General features: G+C 43.9%; 12 protein-coding genes. 6 read left to right on the plus strand and 6 right to left on the minus strand.

Annotated elements, in window-relative coordinates:
* Positions 1 to 41: 41 nt before the first annotated feature.
* Entirely contained in the window at positions 42 to 971 is a 930-nt protein-coding gene (locus Q8W40_RS03355) for a LysR family transcriptional regulator (protein WP_305395878.1), read from the minus strand.
* Positions 972 to 1,085: 114 nt separating this feature from the next.
* Between Q8W40_RS03355 and Q8W40_RS03360 the strand changes: the two genes are divergently transcribed.
* The 4 genes from Q8W40_RS03360 (at position 1,086) to Q8W40_RS03375 (ending at position 4,120) form a co-directional block, all read left to right on the plus strand.
* Positions 1,086 to 2,030 (plus strand): NADP-dependent oxidoreductase, encoded by a 945-nt coding sequence (locus Q8W40_RS03360; protein ID WP_305395879.1) that lies wholly within the window; start codon positions 1,086 to 1,088, stop codon positions 2,028 to 2,030.
* Positions 2,031 to 2,148: 118 nt separating this feature from the next.
* Positions 2,149 to 2,703, plus strand: coding sequence for a GNAT family N-acetyltransferase (locus Q8W40_RS03365; RefSeq protein WP_305395880.1), 555 nt, complete (start codon positions 2,149 to 2,151; stop codon positions 2,701 to 2,703).
* Positions 2,696 to 3,169 carry a GNAT family N-acetyltransferase gene (locus Q8W40_RS03370; protein WP_305395881.1) on the plus strand — a complete coding sequence of 158 codons (474 nt, stop codon included), beginning with the start codon at positions 2,696 to 2,698 and terminating at the stop codon, positions 3,167 to 3,169. Before Q8W40_RS03365 ends, Q8W40_RS03370 begins: the two co-directional genes overlap by 8 nt.
* Positions 3,170 to 3,253: 84 nt before the next feature.
* Complete coding sequence (locus Q8W40_RS03375) at positions 3,254 to 4,120, plus strand: alpha/beta hydrolase (protein WP_305395882.1); 867 nt, start codon at positions 3,254 to 3,256, stop codon at positions 4,118 to 4,120.
* Positions 4,121 to 4,131: 11 nt separating this feature from the next.
* Here the strand turns inward: Q8W40_RS03375 and Q8W40_RS03380 are convergent, their stop codons facing one another.
* From Q8W40_RS03380 to Q8W40_RS03400, 5 genes are all read right to left on the minus strand, one after another.
* Positions 4,132 to 4,776: a sigma-70 family RNA polymerase sigma factor gene (locus tag Q8W40_RS03380; protein ID WP_305395883.1), complete on the minus strand. Its 645-nt coding sequence runs from the start codon at positions 4,774 to 4,776 to the stop codon at positions 4,132 to 4,134.
* Positions 4,766 to 5,158 carry a c-type cytochrome gene (locus tag Q8W40_RS03385; protein WP_305395884.1) on the minus strand — a complete coding sequence of 131 codons (393 nt, stop codon included), beginning with the start codon at positions 5,156 to 5,158 and terminating at the stop codon, positions 4,766 to 4,768. The genes Q8W40_RS03380 and Q8W40_RS03385 overlap by 11 nt, the downstream gene beginning before the upstream one ends.
* Before the next feature lie 88 nt (positions 5,159 to 5,246).
* On the minus strand, positions 5,247 to 5,852 hold the full coding sequence (locus Q8W40_RS03390; RefSeq protein ID WP_305395885.1) for a ferritin-like domain-containing protein: 606 nt from the start codon (positions 5,850 to 5,852) through the stop codon (positions 5,247 to 5,249).
* A 127-nt stretch (positions 5,853 to 5,979) separates the two neighbouring features.
* Positions 5,980 to 7,872: an alkaline phosphatase family protein gene (locus Q8W40_RS03395; protein ID WP_305395886.1), complete on the minus strand. Its 1,893-nt coding sequence runs from the start codon at positions 7,870 to 7,872 to the stop codon at positions 5,980 to 5,982.
* 416 nt (positions 7,873 to 8,288) lie between these two features.
* On the minus strand, positions 8,289 to 9,734 hold the full coding sequence (locus Q8W40_RS03400; RefSeq protein ID WP_305395887.1) for a lipopolysaccharide biosynthesis protein: 1,446 nt from the start codon (positions 9,732 to 9,734) through the stop codon (positions 8,289 to 8,291).
* Between the two features lie 345 nt (positions 9,735 to 10,079).
* On the opposite strand from Q8W40_RS03400, the gene Q8W40_RS03405 reads away from it, so the two are divergent.
* Positions 10,080 to 11,225 (plus strand): glycosyltransferase family 4 protein, encoded by a 1,146-nt coding sequence (locus Q8W40_RS03405; RefSeq protein ID WP_305395888.1) that lies wholly within the window; start codon positions 10,080 to 10,082, stop codon positions 11,223 to 11,225.
* A 119-nt stretch (positions 11,226 to 11,344) separates the two neighbouring features.
* On the plus strand, positions 11,345 to 11,734 hold the full coding sequence (locus Q8W40_RS03410) for a hypothetical protein (RefSeq protein ID WP_101115198.1): 390 nt from the start codon (positions 11,345 to 11,347) through the stop codon (positions 11,732 to 11,734).
* Positions 11,735 to 11,807 lie beyond the last annotated feature (73 nt).

Consider the following 11,807-nt stretch of genomic DNA (forward strand, 5'->3'; position numbering starts at 1 on the left):
AAGGAGAATAGCGAGGAATACAGAGAATGGATACCTTTGTTTCAATTTGGTGATACTGGCATCCAGTTAAACACGGCACTCTGTTCCGATAAGCAAGTATGAACTTCATTAATAAGCCACTTTAGCGCTTGGCTGTTGGCACTTCTTTTATGCCAAGCGATTGAAATAGGTGCAGGCGGAACAACTAACGGCAATGGTTTTTCGATGAGTGTACCGGCTTGTATATCTCCACAAACCACGGAACGTGGCATAACGCTTATTAAGTTTGATTGTTTGAGTAAATGAATTGCGCTAGAAAAGCTGTTAACTGTAATGGCGATACGCCTAGACAGGTTCATTTCTTTTAAACGGTTATCAACAATGCCTTTCGGATCCCCCGACAGAGAGACCAGTAAGTGCTCTTCTGTGCAGAATGTTTCAAGTGACATGTCGTCTTTTGCTCTTGGGTGAGATGGTGGCATCACACATGTAAAGTGATTATCAAATATGAGCTCTGAGTGGATGTGCGGGTGTGATGTGGGGTAATAATCTAAAACCAAATCAACTTGCGCATCAAGGAGCAGTTGCTCACCATCTCCTCTAAAGGGTACGGCATACAAATCAATGGCTTTTGCTCTTTGTTCAATCACGCGCCTTAAATGCGGCCAAAACAGATAGCTGACACCGTCTGTCAGTGCCACGCGAAGCTGTGTTCGCGTATTCATTGGGTCAAAGGCTTGTGGTGTTACCGCTTGTTCGATCTGTTTTATCGGGTTAGCGATGGTTTCCCATAAATTGATCGCATAGGGGGTAGGTTGAATGCCTCGCCCTTTTTTAACAAACAGCGGATCTTTCCAGATGTAGCGCATTCGAGATACCGCTTTGGAAACCGAAGGCTGGGTCATCGCTAGTTGCTCTGCTGCAATCGTAATGGATTGTTCTCGCATAATGGCATCGAAGATCAATATAAGATTTAAATCTGGTTTGGACATTGTTCCATTCTTAACTTATTCCCTGAGGGAATGAAAACTATATTATATATGCATTATTTGGAATGAATTGATTGCGTAATACTGAAGCTGTTCTCAAATCATAAGGAAAAACAGATGAAAGCAGCATTTATTAATCAATATGGAAACAAAGATGAGCTAGTGATTGGCGACATTGAAAAACCGCAAGTTCAGACAGGAAAGGTCCTAATAAAAGTCGTCGCTAGCGGTGTTAATCCTGTGGACTTTCATATACGCAATGGGATGTTGAAAGACAGTGGCATGCATACTTTGCCGCTAATTCTGGGTTGGGATTGTTCCGGTATTATCGAAGAAGTCGGAGCTGGTGTTACGGAGTTCAATGTAGGCGACAAGGTTGTTGCGTACACCGCTATCGGAGAGCAAGGTACTAATGCGGAATACATCGTAACCGATGCGGATATTGTATCGATTAAGCCAGAAAAGATGAGCTTTTTGGAAGCGGCTGCTTTACCTCTGGCATCAATGACCGCGTATCAGGGGCTGCATGATATTGCGGGTTTGAAGCAAGGTGAACAAGTCTTGATACATAATGCGTCTGGTGCGGTCGGGAGTTTTGCTGTTCAAATAGCGAAATCAGCGGGTGCGCATGTTGTTGCAACATCATCTGCACATAAGCACGACTATGTGCGATCTTTTGGGGCAGATGAGGTGTACACAGAAATGGATCCTAATTGGAGTGGCACAGCCCGTTTCGATATCGCCTTAGTAGCAAAGACAGGCGATGACCTGATTCGTCGTACCCTTCATGCGGTTAAACAAGGAGGAAAAGTTGTGTCCACCTTTGACGAGATCCCTGCCGCTCAAGCTCAACAAGCAGAAATTGAATTTACACGTATGATGGTCATGCCAAGCCGAGAATCTTTGGAAGCGGTCTTGTCACTGGTGAATTCTGGCTCTGTACTTACGCCAATAGATACAATTTATCCGCTGGATGACATTCAAACAGCTCACGAGAGAGTTGAAACGTTCCAGGCGGTGGGAAAAATTGTGTTAACGGTAGATCCGATTTTCAAATATTAATTTCTTCATCATGCAATAGATCAAGCAATTAAACATGTGAGTAGCGCGATATCATTCCCTTTTGTATAGTCGCGCTAGCTCCACAATAGGGAGAGAGAAATATCAAATGGAGAGGGAAGTGTTTGAAATTGTTACGGAACGACTGATATTAAGGGATTTTGAGATCCAAGATGTCTCCTCATACATAGAGTTGACTCAAGACTCAAAGTATCAGCGCTTCTATGATGAAGACGATTGTTCGATAGAGAAGGCTGAGTTTTTGGTTAATCTTTTCATTGAGCAAGCGCATGAATTACCACGAAGTAAATATCAGCTCGCTATCGTTTTACAGCAAACAGGTGAAGTGATTGGCACGTGTGGCATTCGATTGGAAGCCGATCAGCAAGCTTCGATGGGATGTGGTGTGGCGCGTGAGTTTCAAGGTGCTGGTTACGCGCAAGAAGCAGCAGAAGCTATAGCAGGGTTTGGATTTGAAAAGCTGGCGGTTCACCGTTTGTATGCCGAAACGATTGGAGCAAACAAAGCCGCGATAGCGATGTGTCGCCAATTTGGAATGAGAAAGGAAGCTCAGTTTATTGAACATCGATACTTTAAAGAACGTTGGTGGGATACCGTTATCTACGCTATGTTACGTTCGGAATGGGAAATGAGGAAAGGAAGCCAAGATGATTAGCCTACAACCAATGAGCTCACAACATTTGAACCAAGTATCCGAGCTGCATGTCGCAGAAGAGCAGTTAAAGTTTGTCGGTACAATGGAAGAGATTTTGGTGAACGTAGATAACAAAGTACACCCGCACGTGATGGTGAATGAAAGCGATAAGGTGGTTGGGTTCTTTCTTGTCGATACGACCTACGGTGAGCAGTACGACTTTGCTGTTTGTGGAGCGCTAGGGCTAAGAGCTTTCTTTGTTGATACACGTTACCAAGGAAGTGGCTATGGTAAACAAGCCGTGGCTGCGCTTCATTCCTATTTGCAGCAGTGTTATGAGACGTTTGAATTCATTTATCTTACGGTGAATTGCAAAAACCCTGGGGCTTATCGTTGTTATGAGCTCAATGGTTTTAAAGACAATGGTGAGCTTTACCATGGTGGTCCGGCAGGCCCTCAACACATTATGAAAATGTCGCTCAAATAACGGATAAAAACTATTTAACTGCATGCTGGAGGTTCAATGTACTGAGAACTAAGCTTGATGTAATTCACTTTGAATAGGGTGGCTATGTCCTCATTTATACGCTTAGTTTGGGTTGTGTTGATTTCAATACCTGTCAGTACCATTGCACTCGCATCCACCGACCACAACGCCTTTCGCGATATTGCGTATGGTGCGCACAAGAAGCAAAAGCTGGACGTTTACTTTCCACAATTCGCTAAAGACGCTCCGGTGATCTTTTTTGTTCACGGTGGCGCATGGAGAGTTGGTGATAAGGGAGCTCGCTCGCAGGTAAAATCCAAAATAGACAAGTGGGTAAAAGAAGGGTTTGTTTTCATTTCGGTGAATTACAGAATGTTACCGGAAACCCCGCCATTGGTTCAGGCTCAAGATGTGAGAGACGCATTAATATTTGCACAGAATAATGCTTCGAAATGGGGTGGTAGTCCGCACAAGTTCATTCTTATGGGGCATTCAGCGGGTGGGCACCTCATTTCTCTCGTTTCTGTCCAACCAGAACTCATCACTCAGCGAGGTGCAAAACTTTGGCTTGGTACAGTATCACTTGATACTGCGGCGTATGACATTGTCAAAATCATGTCTGCAGATAGAGTGAATCGCTTTTACAGAAAAGCTTTTGGTGAGAGCCAAAAAACTTGGCAACTCGCTTCACCGTTACTGCAACTTCAATCTTCGATTCCTCCGTTTCTCGCCGTATGTTCTTCAACGCGAAAACAAGATTCCTGCCAACAAACCGAGGTGTTTGCAAAGAAGGTGAATCTTCTTGGTGGCTACGCAAAAGTGCTTCCTGTCGAGCTTTCTCACCGTAAGCTCAATGTGAAGTTAGGCGAAGACTCACCTTATACCGAACAAGTCCATACGTTTATTATGCAGTTACTCTCTTCACATTTATCTTTAGAACCTGAAGAATAACCCTAGGCGATTCATGGCTTGTTCCACTCGGTCAAAACGCAATGGGTAATGATATCGCATCGGTCACCAGCAAATTCGTAGAGTGACATTGACTCTTTTTCCATATGAATTCGAATTTGCGATTGCAATTGCATTCGCGCTCTCCGATATCGTGTTTTAACCACGGTGACATCGAGCCCCAGAGAGTGTGCAGTTTCGCTGGAAGATAAACCCTGTACACAGCGCAATATGAACACCGAACGGTAGTTAAGCGGTAGCTGATCAATTTCATTTTCAAGGAGTTGAAGTATGTTCTGGTTCATAACGGGCTCCGAAACAGATTGATGAAATTGATCGCTGGGTATTTCTCGGTCGCCATAATACTCAAGCCTCTGTTCCGACCTCAGGCGATTTAACGCGACATTTCGAGTGATGACGGAAAGCCATCCCGCGTATCCTGATGGGCCACGAAACGTAGATAAATTCTGCAATGCACGCAGATGAGCTTCCTGAACGATGTCCATGGCGTCATCAGTACTGTTCGTGAAACCACGAGCGATCCGAAACAGCAATTGATTATAGCGACGGATGAGTACTTCAGCCGCTTGGTTGTTACGCGCCAACGTGAGTTCAATGAGTGCCAGATCGGAGTAGGATGTGAGTGTATTATCTGTCATCGTGTAACCCCTCGCATTCTTCGGAGTGCTGATCCAATGTTTTTAAATAGGCGATAATGGCGATTCGCTGTGTTTGGCTTGTTACGCCTGCTACTGTCATTTTAGTGGCAGGAATCGCTTTTCTTGGATTTTCTAGAAAACGATTGAGTGTGTCTTCATTCCAAACCCAGTCCGAGTCAAGCATTGCTTTGCTGTATCGATAGTTTTTTTGAGTACCAACTTTTCTTCCAAATAAGAAGCAGTGTTTAGGTCCCGTCCGGTTATAAGAGGGAGAATGACACCCAACGCAGCTTTGGTACAGGTGTTCTCCTTGGGCAACCGTGCTGGATTGTGAAAAAGGCACAAAACCCAATCCAATAAAGAATAGATAAAGATGGCGCATTTTGGCTCCTCAATAGAGTTGAATAAGCAAAGCCATTAGTAAAAATCGCTTTGCTAACATTGGCTTTGTTGTCGACAACAAATACGGGTTAGGAAAAAAAGGCACCTGGCACTGGATCTAAGCCTAATGCGTTCCTTAAGACAGCCCAATGCATGGCTTCGTCGGCTAAAATGCTTGCAGCCGCTTTGGAAAAGTCGCGATTATCAAAAAGCGGTATAGCCCCGGCATAGGCGCTCACTGCGCCTCGCTCCAGTTGAGCGGCAAACATTAGAACATCGGAAGGCTGCTTTAATTTCTCGACTGGAAATTGATACTGTTTGAGGGGTTCAGATGGGGTTCCACCTAACTGTGTAACCACAGAAGCCAGCAATTCAATATGCTCTTTATGATGCCCTTGAAACTGAACGGCAACGTTTAATAGATCTTTGCTTAGTAATTGGCTTTCTGCACCAAGTTGATAAGCGGCAACGGCTTCTTGTTCTGCCTCTATTGCGGTATTGAGAATGACAATGTCACTTTGTACGGCGTTATCTGACAAAGCTTTTCGTCCATGATGATTGGCTTGGGCGGAATAGCAGCCACTCATCATGGTGAGTGCGGTTGCGGAAAGTGTTGCTGCGCCAAATCCTTTTAAAAATCCGCGGCGGTTGAACATATCTTTATGATAGATATCGTTGGTTTCTTTGATGCTCATGTGCTTTCTCCTTATAAAGCGCAGCAAATACACTGCGCATAATAGGTAAAGACGCACTCACCAAAGAAAAGGAACAAATTAATTTTAAAAAGTGAAGATAAGCTGCTTACTGCTTACTGCTTACTGCTTACTGCTTACTGCTGCGGCTGAGAGGCAGAAATTCGATTTCGCTACCTTCCCCTGTAAGAATAGAAACGCGCTCTGGTTTTCCTTTCGCATCGAGTTTTACCTCTCCAATGGCTGTGGCATTGACCAGTCTTCGAGTTCCTTCGATACTTGGGTTGCGTTTTTGAACTTTCAGACGCTTTCGCTTGGTAAAAAAGTTCAGTGGTGAGCGAGGAGAATAGAGCAACCGATCCGCATGATCGCAGAATCCAAGAAGTGGTTCTGGAAACTGAGCCTTGATGCCGCTACATGTAATCTGGTGGATGTTTGGGCTGCACTTTCGAAATCGTAGTTTGATGTCGTAGGCAAAAGAATAGTGAACATCTCCCGACAAGATAACAAAATGGGTAGGCGTTTTTGTGTGAGTGAAAATGCTGAGTAAGGTGTTTGCGCTGCCGGGGTGTGCCATCCAGTTTTCAGCATCGATCATTAAAGGCTGACCTATCATAGTTGCCGCTTTTTGGAGTGCTTCGATAAATTTCACACCAAACATTGGCGCAGCAGAAACCACAATAACTTTGTCTTGATGCATTAGTTCTTGCTGAAACTCAATTAACGCTTCCCAGTCCATCAACCCAGAGGGCTTGTTCATTTTTGATTCTGAGCGCCAGCGGCGAGTTCGAGTATCCAAAACCACAACTTTGGGCGAGGTATGTATGGTGTAGTGCCATTTCTCGAATTGGTACAAGTGCTGTATGAAAGCATCTTGATTCTGTACATTTGGCGAACCAAAAAAGGCATTGGCCAATGCCAAAAACTCCGAGTTGAAATTAGAGGGCTCGTTTCCCCATCCCTGACAAAGCCAGTAACTCAATAAACCATTACCAATGATTCTTTTGGAAAAGGCATTGTTGTACGCTGCTTTTTCCCAACCAATGGTCAGGTTCCAGTCATCGGTGACATCGTGGTCGTCAAAGATCATGTAAGTAGGCAAATGTGCAAATAGCCTATGAGCAAAAGGCAGCCCTTCTACAAATTGTGTAATTTGGGTATTTTCTTTTTCCCATCGAGTTTTGAGTTTGTTTGTCAGTGTCGTTGGCGGGCACGAATAAGCAACATGCGGCCAAAGTTGTGGCGACCAAACCAGCAAATACATGGCGAAGAACTCTGAAAAGCTGATCAAATGGTTGCCGCAATCTCTAGAACTAAAAACCGGAGACGGCATAGAGGGCATAAACGAGAATAACCAACTTCTTTCTGCTTGATAGCTAGGTAGTAAAGATTCGCGACCGTAAAAGCCGTCTGCATGGGCGTGTAAGTCTGCGGTCGATGCGATTTTGGCATCGTTGAACGTTTCATTAGGCAAACCTAGTAAATCGATCACTTGCACAATCGCACTCAGCATCGGACCAGCGACATGGTCTGCATAGATTTGATCGCCGGCCATTAACAGCATATCGGGGCGCTCATCCCAAGGTTGCTTGGCTATTTTAGCGTCCGCCGCGATCAGTGCGTCTTTTCCATTGTGGTGTGGATTTCGGCATGAACCGTGCAAAATATAATCGGCGGTGGACGGTATTTTTATCGAGAGTCTTTTTTCTTCTTCATAGAGTAAGTGCGGACACAGTTCGATGAAGTTACCTTTCTGAGAGATAAATTCGTATTCAAGGCGTTCGTCTACAGGGAAATTGCCATGAAAGTGAGCAAGGGTTACAAAGGCACGAGTACCCACTTGAATCGGCTGACACTGGTCTAGATCGTGAGAGAAGATCGCTTTGTCTGAGTCTTGCTGATAAAGCTGAAAGTGACCAGACAGTGGCTCTGTGGTGACCACCCAAAAAACCAATTCATTAGATGTGGCTTTTCTGAGCATGGGACCTGCAATTAGGAAAGGTAATGGCGAAGACTGATTCATAAACTCTCTATCGAATAACGCTTACAACTGCTTTGCTATCGAAAACAGATCTTAGGGTCTGTTGATCTTTCGAGATGATTTTTGCAGCAATTTGTGGGTGATTTATACAAGGCAGAGCTTATTCGGTGTAGTCGCTCTACATCAATAAGCGATAACGCAGTAGAAATAAGCCACAAATGCTGCCCAAAGGGTTCGTTTCTATGCCTTTTACTCTTTGTTGCAAGGTATTTGCTTAGAATGACTAGGCGTCACACCTTGCGTCGCGATTAAAAGGCATAGAACTCGAACAAAATTTAACCGCGAAAGATCAACAGACCCTAATTATAGAGTTTATCCGGAACGTGCCGTTAGAGCACGGGTATTGTCTGCAAATCTTGCATTTTGATCGCGTTTGATTTGGATTGTGCTCGGTAGCACTAGTGCGCCGTAGGCATATGAGATTTCACAAAGTTGCTCAACTTGATTTTGAGTGATTCAGGAATAGGGATAATACCGAAAAGCAGGAATCCTATGGTCGCAAGCACCGAGACGATCATGCCCAACACTATGCTGGGAAAAAACGTGAGGGATGCATCAAGCCATTGATGCAGTTGCCACGCTGAAAATGCAATCATAATACTTTTGACCAAGTTGGCGTGTCGGTAAGGTAGCGGTTCTTTTTGCTGGCTAACCAAGTAGATCAGCATTAAACGAACAGAATAAGCACCACCAAGAACCGCAATGACAGCAATGACACCAAATTGTGGCACAAGCCAAACGTAGCCAGCGACAGCAAATACTGCGCAGGCACACTGGATCCACATTTGTGCTTGGCTGGAATCCCCGCTAAAGCAGCCTAAGTTTAAGTAATCTCCAGCGGTTTTTATCATGTTCACCAAAATCAGCCCCACAACAAGCGTTGCCGACATATGATAATCAGGTGGTAGCGCTAGGGTGATAAAACCAGGCACCGTGAGTATCATCAGCATCCCCAGATAAATGCCTAAGTTAGTACCAAGCATCGCATTATCGGCACAGATCTGTTTACCATTGTATTGCTGTAGCAATGCAATTCGATTGGGGAACCACCATAAAGCGTAGGGTTCAAGAGCCAGCCCTAAAATTAAGGCAAACTTCACTGCAATGGCATACACCGCAAGCTCTTCTACACCTGTAAAGCTAGCAAGTAGCCAACGATCTAACCCCGTAATCATGTAGATACACAAGAATCCGCCTAACGTCGGCAAGGCAAATTTCAATAGCAATTTTGAGTATTTAAGCTGACCAAAAGACCCCATTTCTTGTTTTTGGTACCCAAGCAAACACAGCATCAATAGCACGCTCGATACCATGCAAGAAATCAAGACTGCATCAATGCCATAGCCAGCTTCAAGCAAAATGAAAGTCATCAGTGCTTGCCCTAAGGCTTTCATTACATTTAATACACAAAACCGTTTTGCGAGATCGTTCATTCGCATAAGAGTCATAGGAATAGTAATTAGCCCATCCAACAAAATGGGAATGGCAAGTAATACGATTTGATAGCTTTCGAATGCTGCTGGCAGCATGCGAATGAGTAAAGGGAGCGTGATGAAGATAATAATTGCTCCAATGCCACTAAAAAGAACACTGAGAGTAAAGCAGTTCGAAATGAGCGCGCGCTTGTGTTCACCTTCTGCTGTCCCAACATATCGGTACATCGCGTTTATGATACCGAAGCTAAACATAATGGTTCCGATATCGGCTAACAAAAGCAGTATTTCAAGCGATCCGTATTCGACTACAGAGAGCTTTCTGGTGAGATATGGGATCATCATAAGGGAAACCCCTTTCATCATAATGATTCCAATGGCGTAGTACGCCGACTGTGCTAATGCTTTCATTCGCTTCTTGCCTTCTGTTTTGATTTCAGGCGATAAGGACTTCAACTTGCGATTTGCTTCATACCAATTAAATCAAGGTGGAGGTCACTTGGGTATAGACATTAACTTAGGCAGAAAACATGCCAAGCCATAACTTTTTGAAAAATAGATAAAAAAATACGGGTGAAGAAAAAGCGATACAATTTGAAGATAAACAAGCCGTGTACATTCATATTGCTTTTCAAATTGAGAACTTATGACCTTTTCTTTTGTTGTTTGAATCTAATTAATTGATTTTAAAGGGAGGAATGATTGGCGTGTATTTTGCTGTGTAGGGTACAAGGTACATCAAGTGAGAATTTGGTCATGAAGAAAGTGGCATTTATTACGCCTACCTATCCGGCTTTGAGTGAAACCTTCATTCAGACTGAAGTGGACTCTATTCAAGCGTGTGGACATCAAGTCTGTGTGTTTACTTTTGAAAAAGAGCACTCGAATAATGTGTTTAATTATGACGTTGTCACTATTGGTGAGAAAGTCCCGATGCGCATGCTGAGACGCACTTCGTTGCTCGGCGGATTAAAGGCTCTCCACTTTGTCACGACTCAAAATGGATTGCCGAAGAAATCGCTCTACTATTACGGTGCTAAATTGGCTTTGCAACTGGCAGAGAAGGGCGTCGACCACGTTCATGCGCATTTCTGTCAGCATACCGCTGCACATGCTATTGTCGCGGCTAAAATATTGAACATCGGCTGTTCTTTTGTAGGGCACGGGCACGATGTTTATGAATCCCCACTTGATATCGACAGAAAAATAGAAACCAGCGATTTTGTGGTGGCTGTTTGCAAAGATATGCAAAGTGACTTCGACAGCATGGCAAAGGGAAACATAAAGCTGCTGCACTGTGGAGTAAAAACAGAGCGATTTGTTATGCAAGAAAAGTCACCGACTGAACATGTTCGATTGGTGTTTTTGGGAAGATTAGTGGTGACGAAAGGTGTTCATTATCTAATCAATGCTCTGCTTCCATTGATCCATCATTACAATATCAGCTTAGACATTATTGGAGATGGGGAAATGAGAGGAGAGTTAGAATCTCAGGTTAACCGCCTCGGGTTGGACTATTATGTTCGATTTTTAGGTCCTCAACCCCATCATTGGGTGAAAGATCACTTGGCCGAATATGATTGTTTGGTCGCACCGTTTTGTTTTTCTGACACAGGGTGTGTTGATACCGGTCCACTGGTTCTAAAAGAAGCAATGGCGGTGGGAACCCCCGTGATTTGCTCAGACATTATGGGATGCAAAGAAATAGTTACTCCAGAAACGGGATACTTGGTTCCGGAAAAGAATGTGGCTGAGCTATCACAAAAAATCTCGGAGTTTGCTCAACTTTCGTTTGAGGAGAGAGCAAAAATGGGACGTGCTGCGAGAGATAGAGTACTAAGACATTTCAACGCAATCGATCAAGCAAAACAGCTTTCGAACTGGATAGAAAATTTGGCTTAAATTCGCGTTAAAAACCTTAACCTACCCATGACGTTGCTATGACAAAAGTTGCACTTTCATTTTATAAAACAATTCTGCTGTACGGGGAATTTGGAATTTAAATTGAAAGGATAAACGTTATGAAGACACGCAACGTAATTGTGCCTCTGGCACTTCTTGTATCGACTCAAATTTGGGCGGGGATTTTTGGCGATAGCGTAAGCACAAAGTTTGAGAACTATCAGGAAATGGAAGCGTCCGGTATTGTCGAGCAGGGCTGGCTTCCAGCTTTTCTGCCTAAATCTGCCATTAATATCCAAGAAAAACACGATCTAGACACGAATGTCGTTATGGCAACATTTGAATATGATCCACAAGATACTGGATCTGTTCAGGAAAACTGCGATTTGAAGTCTGAGTCGGAGCAAGGTTCACGTTATGCCTGCTCTCATGGGGATAGCGACGCCTTCATCGAGCTACGTAAAGATGGTACTGGCACATTTTCAAGTCAGCCTAAAGTGATTGAATAATTTGATTTAAAAACAACGCCTTGCTTGGTATTCCATCGCATCGCTGTTTAGCAAGTAATCGCAGAGAGCGACT

The sequence above is a fragment of the Vibrio penaeicida genome, assembly GCF_030689305.1.
Taxonomy (GTDB): Bacteria; Pseudomonadota; Gammaproteobacteria; order Enterobacterales; family Vibrionaceae; genus Vibrio; species Vibrio penaeicida_B.